The following is a 25,740-nucleotide window of genomic DNA, read 5'->3' on the forward strand; positions in this document are numbered from 1 at the left end:
CTGTGGGTGCGGGGCCGCGGGGGTATGTCCGTGCTCGCCATCTTGGCCTTGGGCCCTTGGTGCTTATCGGCTGGCGATACACCGCCACTGTGCTGCGCGCGCACATACCCTCACGTCCCCTCCCGTGCGTTCGCGGGTGCGGGTGCGATGCGCCTTGGGGCGTCTTTGGGTGCGGGGCCGCGGGGGTATGTCCGTGCTCGCCATCTTGGCCTTGGACCCTTGGTGCTTATCGGCTGGGGGCACACCGCCACTGTGCTGCGCGCGCACATACCCCCACGTCCCCTTCGGCGCGTTCGCGGGTGCGGGTCGTCTCGCGTTTCGGTGTGGGTGGCTCGGTGCGTTCGCGGGTGCGGGTTTGTGAGTGTGGGTGTTTGGGCTGAGGTCGGTCATACGTGGTGGTCTGGCTAGGGTGGGAGGCATGCGGATACGCGGGATCGATCCTCGGGACACCTCCTGGGAGCAGGACCACGCCACCTACCGGGTTTACTTCTGGGACCGCTCGGACCAGAGTGCCGACGAGTACGAGGTCTCCGGTGCGGCCGATGTCGAGGAAGTCCTGGCGTGGGCCAAGGAGCACGCGGCGGAGCATGGATGCGCGTACACCGTCCATGTCGTGACCACGGACGACGGCCGGCGCGGCCTCATCCGGCTCGCCGGAGTCCTCGGGGACCCGTTCGACGACCAGTGAGGCTCAGGCGGCCGCGTGGAACCGTGCGGCGGCCTCGCCCCGCGAGCCCACCCCCAGCTTCGCCAGGATGTTCGCCACGTGGAACTTCACCGTGGACTCGCTGATGTGCAGCCGTTCCGCGATGTCCCGGTTCCGGCGCCCCCGGGCCAGCTCTCCGAGAACCTCCAGTTCGCGCGCCCCCAGCGGGGCAAGGGGATCGGCGGCCCCGGCGGACTCCTTCGTGCCGAGGGGCAGTGACACCGTCACCGTCGTCCCCCACCCCTCCACCGCGTCGACGTCGAGCCGCCCGCCCAGCGCCTCGACCCGCTCGGTGACCCGGCGGCGCCCGAGTGAGCAGTACGAGAGGGCGCCGGGACCGTCGTCCCGTACCGACACCCGCAAGGTCGTGTCATCCAGACGCCAGCCGACATGGACGCGGTCCACCCCGTCCTGCTCCAGGACGGCGAGGAGCAGCCCCCGCCCGATCGCCCGCCCGGCGTGCGCCACGTCGGCGGGCAGGCGCCGCGCGGTGCCCGGAGGGGCGAGCGCGAGCCGTACCTCGCTGTGCCGCAGGAGCGGCCGCAGCGACTCTTCGAGGCGGGTGAACGCCTGGTCGGCCGGTTCCTCCGCCACCGACTGATCCCGCTCCGCCTCGGCGCGCAGGTCGAGCAGCGCGGAGACGGCGAGTTCGGTCGCCGCGGCCCGCGCGGCCCCGTCGTCGAGGCCGCGGCTGCGCAGTACGCCGAGGAGTCCCGTCAGTACGGCGGTGTGCGCCTCGCCCGCCTCCGCGATGGCCCGCGCCCGCGCCCCGGCGGCCGCCCGCGACTGGGCCAGCGTGCCGGGCACGGCCTCGGCGGCGAGCCGGTCGAGGTGGCTGGTGACCAGGTCCCACAGGGCGCGCGCGGTGTCGATCGCGGCCGTGTCGAGCGGCCCGGCCTGCTCGCGCACCAGGACGAGCAGCGCGCCGCGCGTGGTCCGGTCGCTGTGCAGGGCGAGTACGGGGTGCTCCGCGCCGCCGATCGTGGCCGTGCCCTGCCAGGTCCGTCCGACGCCCACGACGGGGCCGAGCCGGTCGAGTTCGGCCGCGGTTATCCGCTCCGCGAGCGCTGCCTCGCCGGCCGTCTTGAAGGGGGAGTGCGCGCACTCCGTGGCCAGCTCGGCGGCGGCGCGGTGCGGGATCACACCGGCCAGGGCCCCGGAGAGCCGGGGCAGGAGCTCGTCGAGCGGGGCACGCAGGATGTCGCCCGCGGCGTCGAGAACGGAGACGGAGTCCCAGGTCGAGTCCATGACCTCAGCGTACGGCGGGGGCACCCGGAAGGGGCTGGCCTTTCGGACAGGTGGAACCGGCCGAAAGGCTGGCCGTCCCCGCCCGCCGACGGCAGGAGAGTGGAGCCCGTCACCCCACCGGATCAGGGAAAAGGAGCCGTCATGGCAGTCACCGGAACCACCGCGGAGACCATGGAAGCCGTCGTCTTCGAGGAGTTCGGCGGGCCCGAGGTCCTCGGCCTGCGGAAGATCGCGAGGCCCCGGCCCGGCGCGGGCCAGATCCGCGTCGAGGTCAGGGCCGCCGGGGTCAACCCGATCGACTACAAGATCCGCCGCGGCTGGATGGAGGAGCTGTTCCCGACCACGCTGCCGGCCGTGCCGGGGCGGGAGTTCGCGGGCGTCGTCGACGCGCTGGGCGAGGGGGTCACCGGGGTCGCGGTCGGCGACGAGGTCTTGGGCTGGGGCGACACGGGTTCCGGTACGTACGCCGAGTACGCGCTGTCACGTCAGTACGTCCGTAAGCCCGCCGCCCTCTCGTGGGAGTCGGCGGCCGCGCTGCCCGTCGCCACGGAGACCGCGCAACGGGTGCTCGACCTGCTCGGCGTGGCCGAGGACGAGACGCTCCTGCTGCATGGCGCGGCGGGCGCCGTCGGCACGGTCGCGGCACAGCTGGCGGTGGCGCGCGGCGCGACGGTCATCGGGACGGCGTCGCCCGTCCACCACGAGCGGCTGCGGGAGCTGGGCGTGCGGCCGGTGGCGTACGGGGACGGGCTGGCGGAACGCGTCACCGAGCTGACGAGCGAACGCCCCGACGGTTCCCGTGTCGACGCGGTCTTCGACGCCGCGGGGCGGGGTGCCCTGCCGCTCTCCATCGAGTTGCGCGGCGGCACGACGGACCGTGTCGTCACCATCGCGGACCCGGACGCCGCGTCCCACGGCGTCCCCTTCTCGGCCTCCGCCGTCAGCGACCCCCTCCCGGCCCTGACCGACCACGCCCACCTCGCCGCGGAGGGCCGCCTCCGCCTCCCGATCGCCGAGACCTTCCCCCTCACGGAAGCCACCAAGGCCCAGTCCCTCAGCGAGTCGGGCCACGCGGGCGGCAAACTCATCCTGCTTCCCCGTGCGTGAACCATCTCCACATTGCGAGCGGTACAGCCGCACACCCCGGAACACCCGCAGCCGCGAGGGCACGGGACGGGGACGTGGGCCCCGCGACCGATACGGCCGCACCCCCAGCGCCCCGCACCCGCGAGCGCACCGAAGGGGACGTGGGGGTATGTGCGCGCGGAGCACAGTGGTGGTGTGTCCCCGGCCGATGAGCACCCGGGGTCCAAGGCCAAGATGGCGAGCACGGACATACCCCCGCGGCCCCGCCCCCAAAGACGCCCCAAGGCGGCCCGGGAGCACCACCGCCCAGACCTCACCCCCGAGCCCCAACCCCGGCCACCCCCACCGCAACCACCACGCAAACCCCCACCACACCCCCCACCACACCCCAGGGCACCACCACCCCCACCGGCACCGACACCCGCGCCAGCCCCGCCGCCAGCCCCCCGAGATGGACCACCGTCACGGCCAGCCCGAGCACCGCGCCCGCCCCCACCGCCACCACCGCCTCCCCGGCGACCACCCCCCGCACCTGCCACCGCGTCGCCCCCGCCAACCGCAGCGCCCGCAGCTCAGCCCCCCGCACCGACGCCGCCATCAGCAACGTGCTCGCCAGGGAGATCCCCGTATAGACGAGGGAGATGCCGAGCAGCATCAGCAGCCCGAGCCGCGTCTGTGCCTTGACGGCGGGATACGTGGCGGCCAGCCACGCCTCCGCCGACCGCACCTCACCCCCACCCCCGCCCCGCTCCGCCAGCACCGCGGCGACCCGGCCCCGGTCCGCACCCGCCGCCAGCCGCACGTCGACCCGGTCCACCGGAGCCGCGGCCCCGCCCCGCCCCACGGAGGCATTGGCCGAGGTCACATACGCACCGTTGTCACCGCCGCCCCGCGCGAGAACCGCCACGATCCGCAGTCGCGCGGGCCGCCCGTCGCCCAGCCAGACGTCGACGTGGTCACCGACCTCCCGCCGCGCCCACTCCTCGTTGACGACGATCGACCGGTCGTCGAGGTCACGTACGTCACCGGCGACCACCGGCAGCCGCGACGTGGCCGCCAGCGCGGCGGGGTCACGTACGGCACGCGCCTCGGACCGGACGAGCGCGCTGCCCTCCTCGCGGACGTAGACGGCGGTGGAGGCGGACGCGGAGACGGCGGCGGCGCCAGGTATGTCCCGGCGGGACACGGGCTCCAGGTCGCGCCCGGTGACGACCAGGTCGGAGGCGGTCCGCTGCCGCGCCTCCGCCGCCTTCGCCCCGCTCACGGTCTGCGCGGAGCCCAGCAGGCTTCCGGCGAGGGCGACGGTGACCAGGACGGGCGCGGCGACGGCGGCGGTGCGGCGCACGGAGGCGGCGCAGTTCTCGCGGACGAGGAGTCCGACGGCGCCCGGCAGCCGGACGGCGCGGACGACGGGCCGGACGAGCAGCGGTGCGAGCGCGGCGGCCGCGGTGATGAGGATCATCGGCTGCACGGTGTACGTCTTGCGTTTCAGCAGCGAGGACGGGTCCGTGACCAGCGTCCAAAGAAGCAGCCCGAGCCCGCAGGCGAGCAGGGCGGCGCCGATGAGCCGGCGGCTCCACGGCATGACGCCGCTGTCCACGGACGCGTCGCGCAGCGCCTCGGCGGGGGTGATGCGCCCGGCCCGCCGGGACGCGGCCCAGGCACCGGTGAGGGCGACGAGTAGCCCGGTCCAGAAGGCGAGTTGGAAGGGCCAGGACAGGGGCGCGGAGGTCAGGAGGGACGCTCCGGAGACGGTGAACCACGGCGGCGCGATACCGGCGTCCACCAGCGCCGCCCCGAGTCGAGGCCCGCCCCACGCCCCGAGCACGCACCCGGCGACGGACGCCGTGACGCCCACCGCGAGCGCCTCGCCGAGGAGTTGGCGGCGCACCTGCCCGGGCGTCGCGCCCGCCATCCGCAGCAGCCCGAACTCACGCCGCCGCAGCGCGACGACGAAGGCGAACGTCGACGCCGTGACGAACACCGACACGAAGGCGGCGACTCCGCCCGCCGTGCCGAGGAAGGAGTCGACGGCCACCATCGCCGCGGCGTCGCGCGCGGTGCCGGGATCGGCCTGACGCCGGTCGTCGCCGGTGAGGACGCGGGCCCGTGCGCCGACGGCATCGCGTACCGCCCGGGCGGGGGCGTCGACGCCGACCGCGTCCCGCTTGCCGCCGTCCAGCCGTACGGGCCCGAGCCGCCGGAGGTCGCGCAGCAGTGCGGCGTCCACAGGGTGTGGATGAGCGAGCGGCTTCGATACGAGGGTGGTGTCCGGGCCGCGCCGCACCGGCACCGTCAGCCGGTCCTGCCCCAGGACGACGACAGGTGACCCGGCGAACCGCACGACCGGCCGGTCCGGCCCGGCGAGGCTCGCGTCGAGCCCGAGCCCCATGGCGGCAATGAGCCCGACGCCGAGGGCGACGGCCACGAAGGCCCCCAGGAGACTGGTCCACCGGGCGCGGAGGGAGGCAAGAAAGATGATCACAGCCCGCCCCTCCCATCCGCACAGCCACGGCCCCCACGAGCACCGGCCCTCACGAACTCACCGGCTTCCGCCCCCACCGCGCCCACAGCCCCCACACCGCCCCCGTCCAGCGCAGCCATCCGCTCCGCCACACCCCCCGCGTCCGGCGACCGCAGCTCCCCCGCCACCCGCCCGTCCACGAGGAACACCACGCGGTCCGCGTACGCCGCGGCGACCGGGTCATGGGTGACCATCACCGTCGTCTGCCCCTCTCCGTCCACCAGTCCCCGCAGCAGCCCCAGCACCTGCCGCCCGGTGCCCGTGTCCAGCGCCCCGGTCGGCTCGTCGCCGAAGAGCACGGCGGGGCGGGTGACCAGGGCCCGCGCGAGGGCGACCCGCTGCTGCTGGCCGCCGGACAGCCCCCCGGGCCGGTGCCGGGCCCGGTCGGCGAGGCCCACCCGGCCGAGCGCGTCGCGGATCTCCGTACGGGAGGGGCGGCGGCCCGCGAGACGCAGCGGGAGGGCGACGTTCTGGGCGGCGCTCAGCGACGGGATGAGGTTGAAGGCCTGGAAGACGAAGCCGACGCGTTCCCTGCGCAGCAGCGTGAGCCGCCGCTCGCTCAGCCCCGTCAGCGGGGTCCCGCCCACCTCGACCGTCCCGGACGTCGGCCGGTCGAGCCCGGCGGCGCACTGCAGGAGCGTGGACTTGCCGGAGCCGGAGGGTCCCATGACCGCGACGAAGGTCCCGGAGGCCACCTCCAGGTCGACGCCGTCGAGGGCGGCGACGTCACCATGGAGGCGGCGGACGGCGGTGAGACGTACGGCAGTTGAGGCGGTCGCTGAGGCGGCGGTCGAGGCGGTCTCGTTCATGTCCGCAAGCCAACCGCCGGGCGCGCCCGCGCACACGACCACTGAGGGGCGTCCCTGGGGTAGGGCTGACCTACCCCCACGCACCGCTCAGGGGTACCCCCACCTCATACCCTTGCCCCATGGGCTCCACGGATTCGGTGATCGACGACGCGTTCGCGGCGGCGCTGTACGGCGACGGCGACGAGGGCCTGGACACCGGGGCCTCCCTCCTCGCGGCGGCCCCGGGCTCGGACGCCGAGCTGCGCCGCCGGGGCGAGGAGTACCTGAGCCGGGCGTGGCGGGGCGGCTGGCAGCCCGCCGACGTCGTACGCCTGGTCCGGCGTGACCTGGAGGAGCCCCACGTACGCCTGGCCGCCGACCTGATCCGGACCGAGACGCGCGCCTACGCGCACCTGCCGCCCCGCTGGCCGGACCAGCTCGCCGGCCTCGACCGCGGCCTCGGCCCCGAGGCCGCCCGGCCCCGCGACCGCTTCTCGTACGCCACCACCCACCTCCAGCTCTACCGCCTGCTGCTGCGCCTGCCCCCGATCGAGCCGGTCGGCCCGCCGCCCGGCGAGTCGGTGCCGGGTCCCGTCGAGGGCGAGCCCCGCATGCTCACCCGTGTCCGCGCGCTGCTCGCCAAGGCCGAGGCGACCGGCTACCCGGAGGAGGCGGAGGCGCTCACCGCGAAGGCGCAGGAGCTGATGGCGCGCCACTCCCTCGACGAGGCGCTGCTCGCCGCCCGTACGCACGCGAAAGACGTCCCGGGGGCGTGCCGCGTCGGTGTGGACGCCCCGTACGAGACGGCGAAGGCGATCCTCCTCGACTCCGTGGCCGCCGCGAACCACTGCCGGGCGGTGTGGAACGAGGCGTTCGGTTTCTCGACCGTCGTCGGCTTCGAGCCCGACCTGGAGGCCGTGGAGCTGCTCTACACCTCCCTGCTCGTGCAGGGCACGGCGGCGATGACGAAGGCGGAGGCGGGCCAGCGGGCGGCGGGCCGCAAGCGTACGAAGACGTTCCGGCAGACCTTCCTGCTGGCGTACGCGCACCGCATCGGCGCCCGGCTGGCGCGGGCGGGCGAGCACGCGGTCAAGGAAGCGGCCGAGGCGGCCGAGGCAGCCGGGGCGGCCGGGGGGAGCGCCGCCTCGCCGCTGCCCGTGCTCGCGGCGCGCGACGTCGCGGTGAGCGGCCGCGCGGAGCGGATGTTCCCCGAGACGACCACGACGCGCGTGCGCGGCGCGACGGACGGCGAGGGCTGGGCCCACGGCACGGCGGCGGCCGACCGCGCCCACGTCACGCCGCGCGGCCGGGGCCCCGCCCTGCCCTGACCCCCGGCCGCCCCGGCACCGCGCGCTACGTCAAGAAGTCCGAGCACACGTGCGGTCCCAGCTCTCCGCCGCCCGCCGCGAACACCACCGTCACCCGTACGTCGTCGGGCCGTGTCCGCCCGCTCCGGTCGAGGACGGACCGCGCCCGCGCGAGGCTGCACACCAGCTGCCCGGCGAGGTTGCGGTGCTGGACGGAGGCGGGATCCAGCTCCCAGTCGGGGACCCGCACCGAGAGCCGGTCGCCCTCGCCGGTGACGTCGTACGGCCCGCCCGAGACCAGCGTGGTGAGCCCGGAACGCTTCTCGGACTCGGAGGGGCCCATCAGCAGCTTGATGACGTCGGCCGGCTCGCGGATCTCCTGGCCCGGCCGGGGCACCCCCTCCAGACGGCCCGCCTCGGAGACGAAGTACAGCCGCAGCCCCTTGGTGAGCCCGCTCGCCGGCGCCCCCGCGTCCACGACTCCGGTGGGCCGCACACCGCACCCGGCGAGGACGAGCGCCAGCAGCACGAACCCCACGTGACGCATGTGACCCATGTGTCCCCTCATGCCTCGCCCGCCTCCCCGGACCGCCGCCACGGCATCCGCAGCGTGAACACCGCCCCGCCCCCGTCCCTGTTCGCCACCTCGACGGTCCCGCCGTGCAGCCGCGCGTTCTCCAGCGCGATGGCCGTGCCCAGGCCGCTGCCCTCCGACCGGGTCCGGGCGCTGTCCGCCTTGTAGAAGCGGTCGAAGACGCGGGGGAGCACCTCGGGCGGCAGGCCGGCTCCCCGGTCGGCGACCTCCACGGTCACCTGGCCGCCGGCCGCCCGCGCCGTGAGGGAGACGGGCGGCGCGCCATGCCGCAGCGCGTTGCCGACGAGGTTGGCGACCACCACGTCGACGCGCCGGGCGTCGACCACCGCCCGTACGCCGTCCGGCAGCCGGGCGTCGACCCGCTCCGTCCAGCCGCGCAGCGCGAGGGTGCCCCGGAGGGTCTCCGCGAGGTCGACCTCGCGGAGGTTGAGGCGGGCCGCGCCCGAGTCGAAGCGGGACATCTCCATCAGGTCGTCGACGAGCCGGGCCAGGCGTGCCGTCTCGGCGCCGACCGTGCGGGCGGCCCGAGCCGCGTCCGGCGGCAGCCGCTCGGCGTCCTCGTCGAGGACGGTGGCGACCATCGTCATCGCGGCGAGCGGCGTACGCAGCTCGTGCGAGACGTCGGCGACGAAGCGCCGCGCCCGCGCCTCCTGTTCGCGCAGCTCGGTGACGGACGTTTCGAGAGCCTGTGCCGTGGCGTTGAAGTCCCTTGCCAGCCGGGCGAGTTCGTCGCGCCCCCGGGGTGTCTCCACCCGGGAGGCGAGGTCCCCGGCGGCGTGTCTGCGGGTGGCGCGCCCCAGTTCCCGTACGGGCCGCAGCACGGTGCGCGCGGCGAGCAGCGCGAGCACGGCGGCGAGCAGCACCACGGGCAGCAGCCCGTCCCGTACGGAGTCCAGGATCGCGGCGGTGTCGTCCTGTTCGGCCCGCAGCGACGTGACGGCGAAGACGTCGAGCCCCGACGGCGGCCCGGAGGCGAAGGTGACGGGCGTGCCGACCGCGAGGTAGGGGCTGCCGTGCCGCTCGACCCGCTGGAGGCTCATGCGGTTGTGCTCGCGTACGGCGGCCCGCAGGGAGGGGGTGATGAGCGAGCGGTCGGCGGAGGCGTCGGAGGACGCCGTCAGGGAGCGGTACCGGGCGACGACGACCGCGTCACCGAGGCCGTCGGCGACGGTGGTGGCGAAGCGGGTGAGGGAGACCTCGTCGGGCGGCATGGAGAGGTCGGCGGCGACCTGCTCGACACGGTCCTTGAAGCCGGTGCGCACGGCGTCCTGTTTGCGTTCCAGGACGGCGGTTCGGGACTCCCGGTAGGCGAGCGCGGTGGCGGTGACCGCGCTGATCAGGGCGACGAGGACGAAGGCGACGACGAGCCGCACACGCAGCCCGCCCCACATGCGCGGCGGCCTGCTTCGGGGGAGCCTCATACCGGGCCGAACCGGTACCCGAAGCCCCGCACGGTCTGTATGTACACCGGCTTGGCGGGCACGTCCTCGATCTTGGCGCGCAGCCGTCCGACGGCCGCGTCGACCAGCCGCGAGTCCCCGAGGAAGTCGTGCTCCCACACCGACCGCAGCAGCTGTTCGCGGCTGAACACCTGGCCGGGGGAGGCGGAGAGTTCGAGCAGCACCCGCAGCTCGGTGGGCGGCAGCGCGAGGAGGGTGCCCCGCTTGGTGACGGTGAGCCCGGCGCGGTCGATGACGAGTCCGGCGTACGTGTCCTCGCCGGGCCGCCTGCGCACCGGCTCGGCCCGCCGCAGCGCCGCCCGGATGCGCGCCTCCAGGACGGGCGCGGTCACGGGTTTGACCACATAGTCGTCGGCGCCCGCCTCCAGGCCCCGCACGATGTCGCTGTCGTTGCCGCGCGCGGTCAGCATGATGACGGGAACGGCCGACCCGGTCGCGCGGATGCGCCGGCAGACCTCGAAGCCGTCCATGCCGGGCAGCATCAGGTCGAGCACGGCCAGTTCGACGCTGTGGCCCGCCGGTCCGGCGAGCAGGGCGAGAGCGGCCTCACCCGTGGCGGCGGTGTCGACCGCGTACCCGTGGCGGCGCAGGACCAGCTCCATGCCGTCGCGCACGGACGCGTCGTCCTCGATCAGCAGCACATGGGGCACTCGGGGCATGGCGACGATTATGGGCGAGAATCCGCACGGTCCAGGGCGGGTGCGGGCGCCGGACGGGCGGACCCGGCGCATTGTTACGTTCTCATCATGTGGCCATGGACCGGCCACCACATGGGCGCCCGACGGTGGGGGCCATGAGCATCCACACCACACCGCGCGGCACGGCCCGCCTGCGGATCGCCGCGCTCGTCGCCGCCCCGGTCCTCGCCCTCTCCGTCGCCTGCCAGGGCGGCGACGACGGCGCGCAGGGCTCCGACGAGGTCGCGTCGGCCCCCGGGGACAAGGGCGGCGAGGGCGGCTCGCGCGGCAAGGAGAAGCCCGCGGCCACCGGCAAGAGCGCCTTCTTCGACGCGCAGATGAAGTACGTCCGCTGCATGCGGGCCAAGGCCGGTCTCAAGGACTACCCGGACCCGAAGCTCAGCGGCTACCTCGACTGGTCGAAGATCGACGCCCTCGTGGACCCCAAGGGCAAGGGCGAGGAGTACAAGGGCGGCAAGGACGGCGTCTGCGCCCCCGAGCTGCGCGCCGCGATGAACCTGGAGCCCGAGCGCGACGCGCAGAAGGACTACGAGTCGATGCTCGCGCACGCCAAGTGCATGCGGGAGAACGGCGTCTCGGAGTTCGCCAACCCCACGATGTCCGGGGGCAACGTCCTGCCCGGCGGTGAGGCGAACCCCACCGACCCGTCGATGGACCGCGACTCTCCCGCGTACAGGAAGGCCCGCGAGGCCTGCGCGGACAAGCTGCTCGAAGGCCTGGACGGGATGCAGTGATGAAACGCCGCACGCGACTCATGTCGGGCGCGGCCGTGGTGACCGTCGCGGCGCTCGGGGCCGGCGCGTACGCCCTCCGCGGCGGTGACCCCGGCGCCGGGCGCGTGGCGGACGGCCTGCCGCCCGCCACCGCCACCGTCGTCCGCACCGACCTGGTGCGGTCCAAGACGGTGGACGGCAAGGTCGACTTCGCGGGGCGCCGCCCGGTGAGGTCGGCGGTGGAGGGCACGGTCACGGTCGCCGCGCGCGAGGGCGCCACGGTGACGCGCGGCCAGGCGCTGTACGAACGGGACGACAAGCCGGTGACGCTGCTGTACGGCCCGGTCCCCGCCTTCCGTGAGATGCGGCTCGGTTGCCGGGGCAGCGATGTCCTCCAGCTCGAACGCAACCTCCTCGCCCTCGGGTACGGCGCCGGCCTGTACGTGGACCCGCGCTTCGACCGGGTGACCGAGGCCGCCGTCAAGCGGTGGCAGAAGTCCCTCAACCGCACGCCGACGGGTCGGGTCGGCAAGGGAGACGTCGTCTTCCAGCCCGACCAGGTCAAGGTCGCCTCGGCGGACGCGGCGCTCGCCGACCAGGTCGGCCCGGCCGACCCGGTCCTCACGGTCGCCTCCACGCGGCCCGTCGTCCGCGCCGAGCTGGACCAGGGCGACGTGTCGCTCACCGCGAAGGGCACGCGGGCCGAGGTCGAACTGCCCAGCGGCAGGAAGGAGCCGGGCCGGGTCACCGGCACGGCGGCTCCGGAAGCCTCCGGGGAGGCGGAGGACGGCGGCCCCGGCGACACCGTCACCGTCGAAGTCACCCTGGACGGCGGCCGGTCGGTGGCCGCGGGCGAGGACAGCAGGGCGACGGCGAGCGTGACGTTCGTCAGCGAGGCCCGCGAGGACGTCCTCGCGGTCCCGGTGGAGGCGGTGGTGGCCCTGCGCGGCGCACACGGCGGCTACGGCCTCCAGGTCGTACGCGGCGGCACCTCCCGCATGGTGCGGGTCAGGACCGGCATGACGGCCGACGGCAGGATCGAGGTCAGCGGCTCGGGGATCACGGAAGGCACGAAGGTGGGGGTGGCGACCCCATGACACCCGAGCCCGCCCTTTCGCCGTCCGTCGTCGTCGAGCTGCGGGACGTCACCAAGTCGTACGCGGGTGGGGTGCACGCCCTGCGCGGGGTGTCCCTCGCCGTCCGCGCGGGCGAACTCCTCGCCATCGTCGGACCGTCGGGCTCCGGCAAGTCGACGATGCTGAACGTCATCGGCACGCTGGACAAGCCCACCTCGGGCACGGTCCGTGTCGCGGGGCACGACGTCGGCGCCCTGTCGGACGCCCGGCTCTCCGCCCTGCGCGCCCGCCACATCGGCTTCGTCTTCCAGCACTTCCACCTGGCGGCGGGCCGCGACGCCGTCGACAACGTCGCGGACGGGCTGCTCTACGCGGGCGTCGGCCCGAAGGCCCGCCGTGCCCGGGCCCGCGAGGCGCTGGAGCGGGTCCGTCTCGGGCACCGCCTCGGCCACCGGCCGAGCGAGCTGTCCGGCGGCGAGAAGCAGCGCGTGGCGATCGCCCGCGCGCTGGTGGGGGAGCCGTCCGTCCTCCTCGCGGACGAGCCGACGGGCGCCCTGGACACGGCGTCGGGGGAGATCGTCATGGACCTGCTGCACGAGCTGAACGGGACGGGCACGACCATCTGCGTGATCACGCACGACCACGACATCGCCGCTTCGCTGCCGCGCCGCGTCCGCTTCCGCGACGGCGAGATCATCGCCGACAGCGGCCCCCGGTGTCGTACGGCAGGTGAGGCGGGATGAGCGCGGCCCCCGATTTGAAGCCGTCCCGGCTCTGTCTCGCGGACACCCTCCGCGTCGGCGCCGTCGGCCTGCGCGCCCGCCGCGCGCGGGTCGTCCTGTCCGCCCTCGGCATCGCGATCGGCATCGCCACGATGGTCGCCGTCGTCGGCCTCTCCCAGTCCAGCAAGTCGGACCTGATGGCGAAGCTCGACCGGCTCGGCACGAACCTCCTCACCGCCGAGGCCGGCAAGGACCCCCTGGGCCAGGAGGTCCGGCTCCCCAAGGAGGCGGTGGCGATGGTGGAGCGCATCGGGCCGGTCCGGCACGCCACCGCGACGGCGGACGTCGACGCCCGCGTCCGCCGCAGCGACGTGGTCCCCGAGGAACGGACGGCAGGCGTGACGGCCCAGGCCGCCCGCACCGACCTCCTGGAGGCCCTGAACGCGGGCGTGACCCAAGGGAGTTGGCTCACCGAGGCCACTGAACGGCTGCCCGTGACCGTCCTCGGTGCCGTCGCGGCGGACCGCCTCGGGGTCACGGCTCCGGGCGAGAAGATCATGATGAACGACGAATACGTGGTCGTCGTGGGCATCCTGGAGCCCGTCGAACTGGTCCCGAACCTCGACCGCGTCGCCCTGGTCGGCTTCCCGGCGGCCGAGAAGTACTTCCGCTTCGACGGCCACCCCTCGACCGTCTTCGAGCGCTCCGCCGACGCCGCCGTGGACGACGTACGCGAGGTCCTGGCCCGCACGGTCAGTCCCGGCGCCGAGGGTTCCGTGAAGGTCTCCCGCCCCTCGGACGCGCTGGCCGCGAGCGCGGCGGCCGACGAGGGACTGACCACCCTGATGCTGGGCCTCGGCGCGGTGGCGCTCCTGGTCGGCGGCGTCGGGGTCGCCAACACGATGGTGATCTCGGTCCTGGAACGCCGCGCGGAGATCGGCCTGCGGCGCGCGCTGGGCGCCACCAGGAACGCGATCCGCCTCCAGTTCCTGACGGAGTCCCTGCTCCTGTCGGCGCTCGGCGGCGCGGCGGGCGCGGTGCTCGGCACGGCGGTGACGTACGGCTTCTCGCTGGCCCAGGGGTGGACGCCGGTGGTGCCGCCGTGGGCCCTGACGGCGGGCTTCGGCGCGACGCTGTTCATCGGCGTGACCGCGGGCCTCTACCCGGCGGTACGGGCCTCCCGCCTGCACCCCACGGTGGCACTGAGCACTCCGTGAATTCCGTATGGGATGCCGGGTATGCCGGGTGTCACTCGTATCATCTATGCCGGATATCACCCGTATCATCACAGAGTGACCTGGCTCCGAGCGCTGAAAGTGACAGCCCGCTCAGGCCTGACGGTCGAGCGCAAACGCCTCGAACCCCTCGTGGCCGCCCGTGGCGCGGCCGGCCTCGCCATCGTCATCGGCGTCAGCCTCGCCGTCTTCGGCCCGGCGGTGGCCGCCAGCTCCGCCTTCGGCGCCTTCCAGGCGGCCATCGCCACCTTCCAGCGCAGCTGGCGGCCCCGCCCGGAGCTGGCGCTCGCCTCCGGCACGAGCCTCGCCGTCTCCACCTTCCTCGGCTACCTCACCGGGTCCCACCTGCTGCTCTTCCTGGCCCTGCTCTCCCTGTGGACGTTCCTTTCGGGGCTGAGCTGGGCCGCGGGCCCGACGGTCGGCATCATCGCCTCCTCCAACGTCGCGATCATGCTGGTGACGGTCACCATCCCGACCTCGGTCACCGGCGCGGCCGTCCACGCGGCGATGATGGTGGCCGGCGGCTGCGTCCAGGCGGCCCTGGTGATCCTCTTCCCGGTCCGCAGATGGGGCGCACACCGTGACGCCCTCGCCGACGCCCTGGCCGCCGAGGCGGACTACGCCCGCAGGCTCCGCCACGACCCCGTGGCCGCCTTCGACCCCGAGCCCCTGATGGCGGCCCGCGACGCGGCGACGATCACCCCGCGCCAGGCCCGCCGCCGCCCCCGCGAACTGCACGGCGCCCGGGGCATCGCCGAACGCATCCGCCCGGTCCTCGCCTCCCTCGCCGACCCGGCGGTCGGCGTCCCGCACGAGGGCGAGGAACGCGACCGGGTGCGGGAGATCCTCGCGGCGGCGGGCGCGGTCCTGGACGCCGCGGCCCGCGCGATCCGCCACGGCGAGCCGGTGCGCGTCCCCCCGGCGGCCATGGCCACCCTCAAGACCCCCGACACCGGTGCGATCCTGACCGGCCCGGCGCACCGCGCGGCGACCCGCCTGGGCGCGCTCCTGCGCGACGTACTGGAGACGGCGGGCAGCACCCAGAACACCCCGGCTCACGACAAGGCCACCCCGCAGGCCCCGCAGAGCCCGCTGCTGCGGCCCTCCCTCCTCGCCCTCGTCCCCTCCGCCCTGCGCGCCATGCGGGCCGCCCTGCGCCACGAGTCCCCCATCGCCCGGCACGCGACCCGGGTCACGGCGGTGGCCGCCGCCGGGTATCTGCTGGGCACCTGGCTGCCGTTCGGGCACGGCTACTGGGCGCCCATGGCGGCGGTCATGATCATGCGGCCGGACTTCTCCCAGACGTACTCCCGCGCCGTGGCCCGCTTCGGCGGCACCCTCGTCGGCGTCGCCCTCGCCACGGCCCTGGTCCAGCTCGCCCACCCGGGCACCGGGCTCTCCGCCGCGCTCGCCGTGCTCTGCGCGGGGCTGATGTACCTGCTCATGCGCACCGGCCAGGTCGCGGCACAGGCCTGCGTGTCGGCGTACGTCGTGTTCCTGCTCGGCATGAGCGGCCAGCAGTGGACGCAGACCGTCCCCGAACGCGTCGTCCTCACCCTCCTCGGCGGCGTCCTCGCGATGATCGCGTACGCGCTGTACCCCGCCTGGGAGACCCCGCGCCTGCGCACCCGCCTCGCGGACTGGCTGACCGCCGACGGCCGTTACGCCGCCGCCGTCGTCGACCACTACGCCCACCCGGCGGGCAAGGCCTGCCCCGACGTCCGCCAGGCCCTGCTCGCGGCGCGCGACGCCCGCGTCGCCTGGCAGGAGGCCGTGGACCGCGCCAAGAACGAGCCGGTGCGCCACCGCGGCCTGTCCCGCGCCGCGGCCGCCGACGCGGAGCGGGCCCTCGCCCAACTGGGCCGCGTGGCCATGCTGATGGAGGCACACCTCCCGGAGCGCGACGCCACCCCCGTCCCCGCGGCGGCCCGCCTGGCCGAGGCGCTGCGCACGTCGACGGACCAGGGCGCGAAGGCACTGCGCGAACGCCGCCTCCCGCGCTGGGACGCGGTCCGCACGGCCCTGGACGAGTGGGACGGCGAGGGCGTCCCCGACCGCGTCGTCCGCAAGGGCGCGGGCCTGCTCCTCGACACGCTCGAAGAACTCACCGACGCCCTCGACACCACTCCACCCCCGATGCTCGTGGACGGCACCCAGCCCTCCGGGCCAGGGAATGGCCCGGGCGACGGGAAAGGCCCTACGGCCCGCTGACGGCTGGGGGAGCGCTGTGGCGTCAGGGTTGTGGCGTGCCGGCGGACCCAGCTCGCGGACGGCACCCAAGCCTCCGGGACGCCGAACGGGCCGGGCGACCTGGAAGGCCCCCCGGCCCGCTGCACGAGCGGTGCGCCGTCAGGACTGCGGCATGTCCGTGGACAAACCGCTGGGCAAACCGCTGGGCAGATCGGTCGGCAGGTCCGTGGGCAGTCCCTTGGGCGGCTTGCCGCCCTCCGTCTTCAGGAACTCGTCCTGGCCGGCGCCCTCCCAGGAGACCTTCAGCGTCTTGGCGTCCACGGACTCGACCTGCCCCTTGGTGCGGTCGCCGTTGCCCTGCGGGCACTTGAGAGTGATCGTCCCGCCGCCCGCGGTGCCGCTGCACATCACGTCCTCGCCCACGAGCGACGCCGCCTTCTCGTGGATCACGAGAGCCAGCGGCTTGCCCCCGGTCGTCGTGATCCACGAGCCCTCCAGGCTGCCCTCACCGGAGCCACCGGAGCCCTCGGAGCCGCCGCCGTCCGAGCCACCGGACCCGGCGGCCGAACCGCGGTCCTTCTTGCCGCCCTCGTCATCGCCGCCGTCACTGCCGCACCCGGCCACGGCGAGCGCCGCGACCAGCCCGACCACGACGGCCCCTGCCCGGACATGACCGGCACGACGAGCATTACGGACGTACGTACGCACGTGAAGTCCCCCTGTAGAGCCTGGTGTCGCACGCCGGAGATCCCGGCGAAATCGCGCGCCAAGCTACCAGGAAGACTTGCGCACCCCGGGGAGAAATCCGGCGTGTGCTTGTTCACGCAACTTCACCCTCGACAGGCCGAACGCACCCACGTAACCGCGCGGACGCCCGTCGACACTGTCGCGGTTGCGCACCCGCGTGGCGCTCGCGTCGCGCGGCTGGCGCGCCAACTCCCGCTGCGCGGCCAGCCGTTCGGCATCCCCGGTGCCAGGCCTGCGGATGAGCTCCTTCAGCTCGGCCCGCCGCGCGGCGTACCGCGCGACGATCTCACGGCGCTTCTCGTTCTTCGCGATCTTGCTCTTCTTCGCCATCGGTCAGACCTTCCCGCCCCGCGCGCGGATGCGGGCGACGGCCGCCTCGACGCCGATGGAGTCGACGGTCCTGATCCCCTTCGTGCTGAGCCGCAGCCGCACGTACCGCCCCTCGCTCGGCAGCCAGTACCGCTTGCGCTGGACGTTGGGGTCGAAGCGGCGGGAGGTCCGCCGATGGGAGTGGGAGATGTGGTTGCCGAAGCCGGGCTTCGCGCCGGTCAGCTGGCAGTGGGCGGACAAGGTGACGCACCTCTCTGTCGGTCGAAGGAACCCGCTATTGAAAACGGGAGTCGTTTTCATATACTACCCACATGGCCCGCAACGAACTCCGCCCCGTCATCAAGCTCCGGTCCACGGCGGGAACCGGCTACACCTACGTCACCCGCAAGAACCGCCGTAACGACCCCGACCGCCTCACGCTGCGCAAGTACGACCCGGTGGCCGGCCGCCACGTCGACTTCCGAGAGGAGCGCTGACCGCCATGCGCAAGGACATCCACCCGCCGTACGCCCCCGTCGTCTTCCGCGACAAGGCCGCGGGCTTCGCCTTCCTCACCCGCTCCACCGCCACCAGCGCGAAGACGGTCGAGTGGGAGGACGGGCGGACGTACCCGGTCATCGACGTCGAGGTCTCGTCCGCGAGCCACCCCTTCTACACGGGGACGGCGCGCGTCCTGGACACCGCGGGCCGCGTCGAGCGCTTCGAACGCCGCTTCGGTAAGCGCTGATGGACCACCGGCACGACAAGCACGCCGAGCACGGCGGGCCCGAGGATCACACCGCCCGCCCCATGGACACCGTGATCGTCGGCGGCCTCCACGCGGACGCCCGCAAGGCGGCCGTCGACCAGCTCCTCGCCACCGTCCCCGACAGCGTCGCCCTCCACCACGACCTGTCGACCGCGGTGCGGGGCACGGTCGTACGCACCGTGCGCGAGACCACCGGCATCCTCTCCACGGGCGACGCCCCCCTCGTCAACGACTGCGCGTGCTGCGCGCTCCGCGAGGACCTCGTGCCCGAGCTGGAGCGCCTCGCGGACGCGGGCCTGACCCGGCTCGCGGTCGTCGAGCTGTGGGACTCCGTCGAGCCCAAGGCCATGGCCGAGGTCATCGCCGCGCACAGCGGCGAGGCCCTCAGGCTCAGCGGCGTGGTCACGGCGGTCGACCCCGCCCTGCTCCTGCCCTGCCTCGGCAACGGCGACGACCTCATGGCGGCCGGGCTCGCCGCCGCCCCCACCGACCAGCGCACCGTCGCCGACACCTGGGCGCGCCAGCTGGAGTACGCCCCCGTGCTCGCCGTCGCCGACTCCCCCGAGGCCGACGACGAGGACCGCGCGCTGCTCGCCCAGCTCCACCCGACGGCCCGGCAGGTCCTGATCGGCCACGGTGACCTGCCGGGCGCCGTCCTCGCCGGCTTCGACGTCGAGGCGGCCGCGGCCGCGCAGCACCCGTCCTGCGCGCTGCTGCCGGTCGAGGCCGACGCGTCGGGCGTCTCCACCTTCGTATGGCGCCGGGAGCGGCCGTTCCACCCGGAGCGGCTGTACGAGGCGCTGGAGGACCTGACCTGCGCCGCCGCCCGCAGCCGGGGCCGGTTCTGGCTCGCCGACCATCCGGACACGCTGCTCGGCTGGGACGCGGCGGGCGGCGCGCTCTGCGTGGAGTCCGCCGGGCCCTGGCTGGCCTCGCTGCCGGACGCCGCGTGGGAGATGGTGCCGCCGGTGCGCCGCGCGGCGGCGGCGCTCGACTGGCATCCGGAGCACGGCGACCGGTGCAACCACCTGGTGTTCACCTCGCCCGGCCTGGACCGCGACAACCTCGAAGAGCTGCTGGAGTCCTGCCTGCTGACCGACGAGGAGTACGCCGCCGGGCGCGACGCCTGGAAGAACCTGCCGCCCGCCTTCGACACCCTCCTGGAGGTCTGACCTTGTCCCCCCGCAAGTCCCCCGCCCGCCCGCAGAAGCCGCGCCCCAACCCCCTGGACCAGGCCGGCGTCACGTACATCGACTACAAGGACACGGACCTGCTCCGGAAGTTCATCTCGGACCGGGGCAAGATCCGCAGCCGCCGCGTGACACGTGTGACCGCACAGCAGCAGCGGCAGATCGCCGCGGCGATCAAGAACGCCCGCGAAATGGCACTCCTGCCGTACGGCACTCCGCGCTGAGCCGCGGCCGCACCGCCGGTTTTCCCTCCCCCTCCGCACACCGCGCCCCTGTTTTCCGTCCCCGGACGGAACACATCCGGCGCGGTGTGCGTCTGTCTTCTGAAGAGCCGCGATCGGAACTGTGATCAGAACCGTGATCGGAGTCGTGATGGGGCGGCGGTCAGACCGCGCTCAGCAGCTGTAATCAAGGCACCACCGCGCGTGCACGTGCATCTGCCCATGCATCGGCATGTGAACACAGCTATGATCCGGGACAGTTGACCATTGCATCTAGAGCCACTACAGGCACTGCACCACCGGGGAGCGATCTGTGCACCACGCGTTTAACGGCATGGCGGCCACGGAGCTCCACGGGGTGGTCTGGCAGAAGAGCAGACACAGCAATTCGCAGGGCTCGTGCGTGGAGTTCGCGAAACTGCCCGGCGGCGATGTCGCCGTACGCAACTCGCGTTTTCCGGACGGCCCGGCGCTCGTCTACACGCGCGCCGAGATAGAGGCGATGCTGTTGGGGATGAAGGACGGGGAGTTCGACCACCTGATAGCCGGTTAACCCGTCGGACTCCCGTCGGACTCCGTCGGCCCCCGCCGGTGACGCTCAGCGCAGCTGGAACAGCGCCCAGACCACCTTGCCGCGCACCGCGCCGGCGAGCGGGTGCCAGCCCCAGCCGTCGCTGAAGGACTCCACCAGGAACAGGCCGCGGCCCGACTCCGCGGAGAAGTCGTCGTCGGTCTCGCGCGCGACCGGGCTCTCGTCGCTGGGGTCGCGCACCGCGCACACCAGACGCGACGCCCAGCACATCAGATGGAGCCGCACGGGAGGCTCCGGCTGCTCGCGCGGGGTGTCGGCGGGCAGGGCGTGCCGCAGGGCGTTGGTGACGAGTTCCGAGACGACCAGCGCTATGTCGTCGAAGCGCTCCTCCAGGTCCCACTGCCCGAGCGTCGCGCGGGTGAACTTCCGTGCGCTGCCCACCGCTTCATAGCGGGCCGGGAGGGCGACGGACGCGGCGCTGGAGACCGCCGAGGGGTCGAGTGGAGGAAGGCCCTGCCTCAACGGCTCGAGCACGGTCGATCCATTCGTCCCCATGCGAGGCACTCCCCGGTTTCGCGGTACGTAGCGATGGAGCGGTGGCGCGGTCGGTCGCCGATGGTGCGGGTGGTACGCGGTCGGTACAGCAGTGGCGCGCGGACCATGGTTCCGAATGCGCACAGCAGATGCAAGGGCAGATGCACGTGCACGCGCCGGACTTGGTGGCACCCGTGCCCTTTCTTGTGCATTTCTTCCCCGGACTTCTTCTGGTCAGCTTTCGGAGGCTTTCCCTTTCTGTAACCGGACGTGTACGGCCCGAAGCGTTTAATGGCAGACTGCTGGCTTCCAGTCGATGGGGAGGATTGAGCGAAGTGACCGCAGCGGAGTCGAGTGGCTCGGTGGTACGGCGCATCCTGCTGGGCTCACAGCTGAGGCGCCTGAGGGAGTCCCGGGGCATCACCCGCGAAGCGGCCGGCTACTCGATCCGCGCCTCCGAGTCGAAGATCAGCCGCATGGAGTTGGGACGGGTGAGCTTCAAGTCCAGGGACATAGAGGACCTCCTCACGCTGTACGGCGTCACGGACGAGGCCGAGCGCGGCGCACTCCTCTCGCTCGCCAAGGAAGCCAACCTCACGGGCTGGTGGCACAGTTACTCCGACGTCCTGCCGGGCTGGTTCCAGACGTACATCGGTCTGGAGGGCGCGGCCTCGCTCATCCGCGTCTATGAAGTCCAGTTCGTCAACGGCCTGTTGCAGACCGAGGCGTACGCCCACGCGGTGGTCGCGCGCGGCATGCAGGGCGCGAGCAAGGCGGAGATCGACCGCCGCGTCGCGCTGCGCCTGGAGCGCCAGAAGCTCCTCGCCTCCGAACACGCGCCCCGCTTCCACTGCGTCCTGGACGAGGCGGCGCTCCGACGCCCGTACGGCGACCGGGATGTGATGCGCGGTCAGATCCAACACCTGATCGACATCTCCGAGCGGCCGAACGTCACGCTCCAGGTGATGCCGTTCAGCTTCGGCGGCCACGCGGGCGAGAGCGGCGCCTTCACGATGCTGAGCTTCCCGGAGTCCGACCTCTCCGACGTCGTGTACGTGGAGCAGCTCACCGGCGCGCTCTACCTCGACAAGGCGGAAGAGGTGGCCCAGTACGAGCGGGTCGCGGCGCAACTGCACAAGGACAGCCCGGGCGCGGCCGACAGCCGCGACCTTCTGCGCGGACTTCTCCAGCTCACCTGAGCCTTTACGGCCAACTTGCGTGGAACATAAGTACTATGACGTGACCTCAGGTGTCTGCCACCGGTTCGGATGCCTGCTTCCGTCCGCTGTCACGGCAAGGGGTCCCTCTCATGTCTTCCTTCTTCACTGATCTGGCTCACCAGTACATCGACGGGGAGTGGAAGACCGGATCGGGCTCCTGGGACATCATCGACTTCAACCCGTACAACGGCGAGAAGCTGGCGTCCATCACCGTCGCCACCGCCGACGAGGTCGACCAGGCCTACCGCGCCGCCGAGCGCGCCCAGCGGGAGTGGGCCGAGACCAACCCCTACACCCGGCGCGGCGTCTTCGAGCGCGCCCTGCGGATCATCGAGGACCGCGAGGAGGAGATCTCCGAGGCGATCGTCGCCGAGCTGGGCGGCACCCGGCTCAAGGCCGCCTTCGAGCTGCACCTCACCAAGGAGTTCCTGCGCGAGGCCGTGCACCTCGCGCTGCGGGCCGAGGGCCGCATCCTGCCCTCGCCGGAGGACGGCAAGGAGAACCGTGTGTACCGCGTCCCGGTGGGCGTGGTCGGCGTCATCAGCCCCTTCAACTTCCCCTTCCTGCTGTCGATCAAGTCCGTCGCCCCGGCCCTCGCCCTCGGCAACGCGGTCGTCCTCAAGCCCCACCAGAACGCGCCGGTGCTCGGCGGCAGCCTCGTCGCCAAGGTGTTCAAGGACGCCGGACTGCCGGCCGGTCTGCTCAACGTCGTCATCACCGACATAGCGGAGATAGGCGACGCCCTGATCGAGCACCCGGTGCCGAGCCTCATCTCCTTCACCGGCTCCGACCGCGTGGGCCGGCACGTCGCCACCGTCTGCGCCTCGCACTTCAAGCGCTCGATCCTGGAACTGGGCGGCAACAGCGCGCTGATCGTCCTGGACGACGCCGACATCGACTACGCCGTGGACGCGGCGGTCTTCAGCCGCTTCGTGCACCAGGGCCAGGTGTGCATGGCCGCCAACCGCATCCTCGTGGACCGGTCCGTCGAGGCGGAGTTCACCGAGAAGTTCGTCGCCAAGGCCGCCTCGCTCAAGGCCGGTGACCCGGCCGAGCCCGGCACCCACATCGGCCCGCTCATCAACTCCTCGCAGGCGGACGCCGTTTCGGCCGTCGTCGAGCAGGCCGTCGCCGCGGGCGCGACCGCCCTCCTGCACGGCCGCGCCGAGGGCAACGTGGTCACGCCCTCCGTCCTGACGGGCCTGCCCGCCGACTCCCCGGTCCTCGGCCAGGAGATCTTCGGCCCCGTGGCCCTGCTCCTGCCCTTCGACGGCGAGGACGAGGCGGTACGGATCGCCAACAATACCCCGTACGGCCTGAGCGGCGCGGTGCACACGGCCGACATCGAGCGCGGCGTGCGCGTCGCCAAGCGCGTGCGGACCGGCATGATCCACGTGAACGACGGCACCGTCCACGACGAGGCGATCGTGCCGTTCGGCGGCGAGAAGAGCTCCGGACTCGGCCGCCTGAACGGTGAGGCGACGGTGGACGTCTTCACCACCCAGAAGTGGATCTCGGTGCAGCACGGCCGCTCCCGCTTCCCGTTCTGACGCCCTTCGCCCCCGCCGTGGCTTCCCGGGAACCCGCAGGCCCTCGCCGACCCTTGCGGACAGAAGCTGACCGCAAGGGTCCCTAGCGTGTGAGGTGTCGGGAGGGAAGCCGGAGTCCCCGGCGGACCTCACCCCTTGGGAAGGCGGACATCATGGTCACCCACGTCAGTTCAGAAGCCCGCGGCGACGAGCGCGGCGCCCTCATCGCCTTCGTGGCGGCCCAGCGCGGCGGCCTGCGCCGCGCGGTGCTCGGCCTCACCGACGAGCAGGCCGCCCGGCGCCCCAGCGCCAGCGAGCTGTCCCTGTCCGGCCTCGTGAAGCACGTCGCCGAGACGGAGCTGAACTGGCTGCGCATGGCGCAGCGGAAGCCGAACGAGAGGCAGCGCACCCAGGAGACCTGGGGCGACAGCTTCCGCCTCGTGGAGGACGAGACGCTCGCCGAGACCCTGGCCTTCTGGGACCGGGTCGCCCACGAGACCGAGGAGTTCATCCGCGGGGTGCCGAGCCTCGACGACACCTTCCCGCTGCCCGAGGCGCCCTGGTTCCCCAAGGACGGGGCCGTCTCGATGCGCTGGCTGATGCTGCACCTCGTGGAGGAGATCGCGCGGCACGCGGGCCACGCCGACATCATCCGGGAGTCCCTGGACGGGAAGACGGCCTTCGAGCTGGTGGCGCTGGAACAGGGATACCCTAGTCAAAGTTGATGACTGGGGGGCTAGCGGAAGGGCGCGGTACATGTCAGCGATCCGGCTACTGGTTCTCGGGGCCGTGCGCCAGCACGGCCGCGCCCACGGCTACCAGGTCCGCAACGACCTGGAGTACTGGGGTGCCCACGAGTGGTCCAACGCCAAGCCCGGTTCGATCTACCACGCCCTGAAACAGCTGGCCAAGCAGGGCCACCTGCTCGCCCACGAGACGGCGCCCTCCACCGTGGGCGGCCCGCCGCGCACCGAGTACGAGATCACGGACCAGGGCACCGCGGAGTTCTTCACGCTGCTCCGCGAGTCCCTCGCCACGTACGACCAGCGGCCCGACATGCTCACGTCCGCGCTGGGCTTCATCGTGGACCTGCCGCGCGACGAGGCGGTCGCGCTGCTCAAGGAGCGGGTGCGGGCGATGGAGGAGTGGCGCACGTCCGTCACGGAGTACTACACGCCCGAGGAAGGCCCCGGGCAGCTCGGCCACATCGGCGAGATCATGAACTACTGGGTGCACACCGCCGACGGCGGCATGGAGTGGGCGCGGGGCCTCATCGAACGGATCGAGGGCGGCGCCTACACCTTCGCGGGCGAGGGCGAGCCGTTCATCGGCGTACTGGCGGACGGCCAGGAGAACCCCTACGCGGCCGGCCCGCCGGAGACGGACGCCCACTCCGGCTGAGCGGCCCGCGCGGCCCGGACTTGCACCTCACGCGACGTGAGGACACAGGCTGATCCGCGTACCGAGAAGGAGGGCGGAGGCCATGGACTACTCCGTGGGACAGGTCGCCGGTTTCGCCGGTGTGACGGTGCGCACGCTGCACCACTACGACGAGATCGGCCTGCTCGTGCCCAGCGGGCGCAGCCACGCGGGTCACCGGCGCTACAGCGACACCGACCTGGACCGGCTGCAGCAGGTCCTGTTCTACCGGGAACTCGGCTTCCCCCTCGACGAGGTGGCGTCCCTCCTGGACGACCCGGACACGAACCCGCAGGAGCACCTGCGGCGCCAGCACGAGCTGCTGACGGCCCGCATCCACAAGCTCCAGGAGATGGCCGCCGCCGTCGAGACCGCGATGGAGGCGAAGAAGATGGGCATCAACCTCACCCCCGAGGAGAAGTTCGAGGTCTTCGGGGACCAGGACCCCGAGCAGTACGCGGAGGAGGTCGAGCGGCGCTGGGGCGACACGGACGCCTACCGCGAGGCGCAGCGCAGGGCCGCGTCGTACACCAAGGACGACTGGAAGCGGATCAACGACGAGCTGGACGCGGTCCACGCGCACATGGGCGACCTGCTCGACCGGGGGTTCGCGGCCGACTCCGCCGAGGCGATGGACGGCGCCGAGGAACACCGCAGGTTCATCACGCGGCACCACTACGAGTGCTCGCACGAGCTGCACAGCTGCCTCGGTGAGATGTACGTCTCCGACGAGCGGTTCACCGCGTTCTACGAGGCCATCCGCCCCGGGCTCGCGGTGTTCATGCGGGACGCGATCCTCGCGAACGCGGCGCGCAGCAGCTGATCGCCCCCGTCGGCGCAGGGCCGGTACGGGGCTGGTAAGGGGCGTTCTCAATGGAGGGCGCCCCTTACTATGCTGCCTAGTTGGACCGTGGAACCTGGC

General features: G+C 73.2%; 28 protein-coding genes. 18 read left to right on the forward strand and 10 right to left on the reverse strand.

Annotation, left to right across the window (positions count from 1 at the left end):
* Positions 1-418: 418 nt before the first annotated feature.
* On the forward strand, positions 419-688 hold the full coding sequence (locus J2N69_RS20510; RefSeq protein WP_230902090.1) for a hypothetical protein: 270 nt from the start codon (positions 419-421) through the stop codon (positions 686-688).
* Between the two features lie 3 nt (positions 689-691).
* On the opposite strand, the gene J2N69_RS36530 is transcribed toward J2N69_RS20510, so the two are convergent.
* Entirely contained in the window at positions 692-1,954 is a 1,263-nt protein-coding gene (locus J2N69_RS36530; RefSeq protein ID WP_272595834.1) for a LuxR C-terminal-related transcriptional regulator, read from the reverse strand.
* Positions 1,955-2,125: 171 nt separating this feature from the next.
* Between J2N69_RS36530 and J2N69_RS20520 the strand changes: the two genes are divergently transcribed.
* Positions 2,126-3,061: an NADP-dependent oxidoreductase gene (locus tag J2N69_RS20520; RefSeq protein WP_230904791.1), complete on the forward strand. Its 936-nt coding sequence runs from the start codon at positions 2,126-2,128 to the stop codon at positions 3,059-3,061.
* 292 nt (positions 3,062-3,353) lie between these two features.
* Here J2N69_RS20520 and J2N69_RS20525 read toward each other — a convergent pair whose 3' ends face one another.
* Both J2N69_RS20525 and J2N69_RS20530 read right to left on the reverse strand, forming a co-directional pair.
* The gene (locus J2N69_RS20525; protein ID WP_230904792.1) at positions 3,354-5,522 is read right to left on the reverse strand and encodes an ABC transporter permease; all 2,169 of its coding nucleotides are present in this window, start codon (positions 5,520-5,522) and stop codon (positions 3,354-3,356) included.
* Positions 5,522-6,373: an ABC transporter ATP-binding protein gene (locus J2N69_RS20530; RefSeq protein ID WP_230902091.1), complete on the reverse strand. Its 852-nt coding sequence runs from the start codon at positions 6,371-6,373 to the stop codon at positions 5,522-5,524. Before J2N69_RS20530 ends, J2N69_RS20525 begins: the two co-directional genes overlap by 1 nt.
* Before the next feature lie 119 nt (positions 6,374-6,492).
* On the opposite strand from J2N69_RS20530, the gene J2N69_RS20535 reads away from it, so the two are divergent.
* The gene (locus J2N69_RS20535) at positions 6,493-7,680 is read left to right on the forward strand and encodes a DUF2786 domain-containing protein (protein ID WP_230902092.1); all 1,188 of its coding nucleotides are present in this window, start codon (positions 6,493-6,495) and stop codon (positions 7,678-7,680) included.
* A gap of 25 nt (positions 7,681-7,705) precedes the next feature.
* On the opposite strand, the gene J2N69_RS20540 is transcribed toward J2N69_RS20535, so the two are convergent.
* The 3 genes from J2N69_RS20540 to J2N69_RS20550 are packed head-to-tail and all read right to left on the reverse strand — an operon-like array spanning position 7,706 to position 10,364.
* Positions 7,706-8,215: a hypothetical protein gene (locus J2N69_RS20540; RefSeq protein WP_230902093.1), complete on the reverse strand. Its 510-nt coding sequence runs from the start codon at positions 8,213-8,215 to the stop codon at positions 7,706-7,708.
* A gap of 8 nt (positions 8,216-8,223) precedes the next feature.
* A complete protein-coding gene (locus J2N69_RS20545) occupies positions 8,224-9,675 on the reverse strand; it encodes a sensor histidine kinase (protein WP_230902094.1) in 1,452 nt (483 codons plus the stop codon).
* A complete protein-coding gene (locus tag J2N69_RS20550) occupies positions 9,672-10,364 on the reverse strand; it encodes a response regulator transcription factor (RefSeq protein ID WP_230904793.1) in 693 nt (230 codons plus the stop codon). The genes J2N69_RS20545 and J2N69_RS20550 overlap by 4 nt, the downstream gene beginning before the upstream one ends.
* Positions 10,365-10,507: 143 nt before the next feature.
* Here J2N69_RS20550 and J2N69_RS20555 point away from each other — a divergent pair, with 143 nt between their 5' ends.
* From J2N69_RS20555 to J2N69_RS20575, 5 genes are all read left to right on the forward strand, one after another.
* Positions 10,508-11,146 (forward strand): hypothetical protein, encoded by a 639-nt coding sequence (locus tag J2N69_RS20555; protein ID WP_230902095.1) that lies wholly within the window; start codon positions 10,508-10,510, stop codon positions 11,144-11,146.
* Positions 11,146-12,222: a peptidoglycan-binding protein gene (locus J2N69_RS20560; protein ID WP_230902096.1), complete on the forward strand. Its 1,077-nt coding sequence runs from the start codon at positions 11,146-11,148 to the stop codon at positions 12,220-12,222. Before J2N69_RS20555 ends, J2N69_RS20560 begins: the two co-directional genes overlap by 1 nt.
* Positions 12,219-12,944 carry an ABC transporter ATP-binding protein gene (locus J2N69_RS20565; RefSeq protein WP_230902097.1) on the forward strand — a complete coding sequence of 242 codons (726 nt, stop codon included), beginning with the start codon at positions 12,219-12,221 and terminating at the stop codon, positions 12,942-12,944. The genes J2N69_RS20560 and J2N69_RS20565 overlap by 4 nt, the downstream gene beginning before the upstream one ends.
* Positions 12,941-14,140 (forward strand): ABC transporter permease, encoded by a 1,200-nt coding sequence (locus J2N69_RS20570; RefSeq protein WP_230902098.1) that lies wholly within the window; start codon positions 12,941-12,943, stop codon positions 14,138-14,140. The genes J2N69_RS20565 and J2N69_RS20570 overlap by 4 nt, the downstream gene beginning before the upstream one ends.
* 75 nt (positions 14,141-14,215) lie before the next feature.
* On the forward strand, positions 14,216-16,369 hold the full coding sequence (locus J2N69_RS20575) for an FUSC family protein (protein ID WP_230902099.1): 2,154 nt from the start codon (positions 14,216-14,218) through the stop codon (positions 16,367-16,369).
* Between the two features lie 138 nt (positions 16,370-16,507).
* On the opposite strand, the gene J2N69_RS20580 is transcribed toward J2N69_RS20575, so the two are convergent.
* The 3 genes from J2N69_RS20580 to rpmB form a co-directional block, all read right to left on the reverse strand.
* Complete coding sequence (locus J2N69_RS20580; protein ID WP_230902100.1) at positions 16,508-16,999, reverse strand: hypothetical protein; 492 nt, start codon at positions 16,997-16,999, stop codon at positions 16,508-16,510.
* A gap of 120 nt (positions 17,000-17,119) precedes the next feature.
* Entirely contained in the window at positions 17,120-17,425 is a 306-nt protein-coding gene (gene rpsN, locus J2N69_RS20585) for a 30S ribosomal protein S14 (RefSeq protein ID WP_230902101.1), read from the reverse strand.
* A gap of 3 nt (positions 17,426-17,428) precedes the next feature.
* Positions 17,429-17,665, reverse strand: coding sequence for a 50S ribosomal protein L28 (gene rpmB, locus J2N69_RS20590; RefSeq protein ID WP_230902102.1), 237 nt, complete (start codon positions 17,663-17,665; stop codon positions 17,429-17,431).
* Positions 17,666-17,736: 71 nt separating this feature from the next.
* Between rpmB and rpmG the strand changes: the two genes are divergently transcribed.
* The 5 genes from rpmG to J2N69_RS20615 all read left to right on the forward strand — a co-directional run bounded on the left by rpmG (position 17,737) and on the right by J2N69_RS20615 (position 20,137).
* Positions 17,737-17,901: a 50S ribosomal protein L33 gene (gene rpmG / locus J2N69_RS20595; RefSeq protein WP_030361075.1), complete on the forward strand. Its 165-nt coding sequence runs from the start codon at positions 17,737-17,739 to the stop codon at positions 17,899-17,901.
* A gap of 5 nt (positions 17,902-17,906) precedes the next feature.
* Positions 17,907-18,152, forward strand: coding sequence for a type B 50S ribosomal protein L31 (locus tag J2N69_RS20600; protein ID WP_127911889.1), 246 nt, complete (start codon positions 17,907-17,909; stop codon positions 18,150-18,152).
* Between the two features lie 62 nt (positions 18,153-18,214).
* Positions 18,215-19,345 carry a CobW family GTP-binding protein gene (locus J2N69_RS20605; protein ID WP_230904794.1) on the forward strand — a complete coding sequence of 377 codons (1,131 nt, stop codon included), beginning with the start codon at positions 18,215-18,217 and terminating at the stop codon, positions 19,343-19,345.
* Between the two features lie 2 nt (positions 19,346-19,347).
* Positions 19,348-19,587 (forward strand): 30S ribosomal protein S18, encoded by a 240-nt coding sequence (gene rpsR / locus J2N69_RS20610; RefSeq protein ID WP_230902103.1) that lies wholly within the window; start codon positions 19,348-19,350, stop codon positions 19,585-19,587.
* A 310-nt stretch (positions 19,588-19,897) separates the two neighbouring features.
* Entirely contained in the window at positions 19,898-20,137 is a 240-nt protein-coding gene (locus tag J2N69_RS20615) for a DUF397 domain-containing protein (protein ID WP_175613669.1), read from the forward strand.
* 45 nt (positions 20,138-20,182) lie between these two features.
* Here the strand turns inward: J2N69_RS20615 and J2N69_RS20620 are convergent, their stop codons facing one another.
* On the reverse strand, positions 20,183-20,671 hold the full coding sequence (locus J2N69_RS20620; protein ID WP_230902104.1) for an ATP-binding protein: 489 nt from the start codon (positions 20,669-20,671) through the stop codon (positions 20,183-20,185).
* A gap of 314 nt (positions 20,672-20,985) precedes the next feature.
* On the opposite strand from J2N69_RS20620, the gene J2N69_RS20625 reads away from it, so the two are divergent.
* The 5 genes from J2N69_RS20625 (at position 20,986) to J2N69_RS20645 (ending at position 25,641) form a co-directional block, all read left to right on the forward strand.
* On the forward strand, positions 20,986-21,849 hold the full coding sequence (locus J2N69_RS20625; protein WP_230902105.1) for a helix-turn-helix domain-containing protein: 864 nt from the start codon (positions 20,986-20,988) through the stop codon (positions 21,847-21,849).
* Positions 21,850-21,959: 110 nt separating this feature from the next.
* A complete protein-coding gene (locus tag J2N69_RS20630) occupies positions 21,960-23,420 on the forward strand; it encodes an aldehyde dehydrogenase family protein (protein WP_230902106.1) in 1,461 nt (486 codons plus the stop codon).
* Positions 23,421-23,572: 152 nt separating this feature from the next.
* Positions 23,573-24,124: a DinB family protein gene (locus J2N69_RS20635; RefSeq protein ID WP_230902107.1), complete on the forward strand. Its 552-nt coding sequence runs from the start codon at positions 23,573-23,575 to the stop codon at positions 24,122-24,124.
* A gap of 31 nt (positions 24,125-24,155) precedes the next feature.
* Positions 24,156-24,800 (forward strand): PadR family transcriptional regulator, encoded by a 645-nt coding sequence (locus J2N69_RS20640; RefSeq protein WP_230902108.1) that lies wholly within the window; start codon positions 24,156-24,158, stop codon positions 24,798-24,800.
* A gap of 82 nt (positions 24,801-24,882) precedes the next feature.
* Positions 24,883-25,641, forward strand: a complete 759-nt coding sequence (locus J2N69_RS20645; RefSeq protein ID WP_230902109.1) for a MerR family transcriptional regulator — start codon at positions 24,883-24,885, stop codon at positions 25,639-25,641.
* Positions 25,642-25,740: the final 99 nt, after the last annotated feature.

It is taken from the genome of Streptomyces huasconensis (assembly GCF_021028635.1).
Lineage (GTDB): Bacteria > Actinomycetota > Actinomycetes > Streptomycetales > Streptomycetaceae > Streptomyces > Streptomyces huasconensis.

Coding starts and splice junctions, on each gene's coding strand:
- J2N69_RS20510 (WP_230902090.1), top strand. CDS start 419: ATGCGGATACGCGGGATCGATCCTCGGGACACCTCCTGGGAGCAGGAC.
- J2N69_RS36530 (WP_272595834.1), bottom strand. CDS start 1,954: ATGGACTCGACCTGGGACTCCGTCTCCGTTCTCGACGCCGCGGGCGAC.
- J2N69_RS20520 (WP_230904791.1), top strand. CDS start 2,126: ATGGAAGCCGTCGTCTTCGAGGAGTTCGGCGGGCCCGAGGTCCTCGGC.
- J2N69_RS20530 (WP_230902091.1), bottom strand. CDS start 6,373: ATGAACGAGACCGCCTCGACCGCCGCCTCAGCGACCGCCTCAACTGCC.
- J2N69_RS20535 (WP_230902092.1), top strand. CDS start 6,493: ATGGGCTCCACGGATTCGGTGATCGACGACGCGTTCGCGGCGGCGCTG.
- J2N69_RS20540 (WP_230902093.1), bottom strand. CDS start 8,215: ATGGGTCACATGCGTCACGTGGGGTTCGTGCTGCTGGCGCTCGTCCTC.
- J2N69_RS20545 (WP_230902094.1), bottom strand. CDS start 9,675: ATGAGGCTCCCCCGAAGCAGGCCGCCGCGCATGTGGGGCGGGCTGCGT.
- J2N69_RS20555 (WP_230902095.1), top strand. CDS start 10,508: ATGAGCATCCACACCACACCGCGCGGCACGGCCCGCCTGCGGATCGCC.
- J2N69_RS20560 (WP_230902096.1), top strand. CDS start 11,146: ATGAAACGCCGCACGCGACTCATGTCGGGCGCGGCCGTGGTGACCGTC.
- J2N69_RS20565 (WP_230902097.1), top strand. CDS start 12,219: ATGACACCCGAGCCCGCCCTTTCGCCGTCCGTCGTCGTCGAGCTGCGG.
- J2N69_RS20570 (WP_230902098.1), top strand. CDS start 12,941: ATGAGCGCGGCCCCCGATTTGAAGCCGTCCCGGCTCTGTCTCGCGGAC.
- rpsN (WP_230902101.1), bottom strand. CDS start 17,425: ATGGCGAAGAAGAGCAAGATCGCGAAGAACGAGAAGCGCCGTGAGATC.
- rpmG (WP_030361075.1), top strand. CDS start 17,737: ATGGCCCGCAACGAACTCCGCCCCGTCATCAAGCTCCGGTCCACGGCG.
- J2N69_RS20600 (WP_127911889.1), top strand. CDS start 17,907: ATGCGCAAGGACATCCACCCGCCGTACGCCCCCGTCGTCTTCCGCGAC.
- J2N69_RS20605 (WP_230904794.1), top strand. CDS start 18,215: ATGGACACCGTGATCGTCGGCGGCCTCCACGCGGACGCCCGCAAGGCG.
- J2N69_RS20620 (WP_230902104.1), bottom strand. CDS start 20,671: ATGGGGACGAATGGATCGACCGTGCTCGAGCCGTTGAGGCAGGGCCTT.
- J2N69_RS20630 (WP_230902106.1), top strand. CDS start 21,960: ATGTCTTCCTTCTTCACTGATCTGGCTCACCAGTACATCGACGGGGAG.
- J2N69_RS20635 (WP_230902107.1), top strand. CDS start 23,573: ATGGTCACCCACGTCAGTTCAGAAGCCCGCGGCGACGAGCGCGGCGCC.
- J2N69_RS20640 (WP_230902108.1), top strand. CDS start 24,156: ATGTCAGCGATCCGGCTACTGGTTCTCGGGGCCGTGCGCCAGCACGGC.
- J2N69_RS20645 (WP_230902109.1), top strand. CDS start 24,883: ATGGACTACTCCGTGGGACAGGTCGCCGGTTTCGCCGGTGTGACGGTG.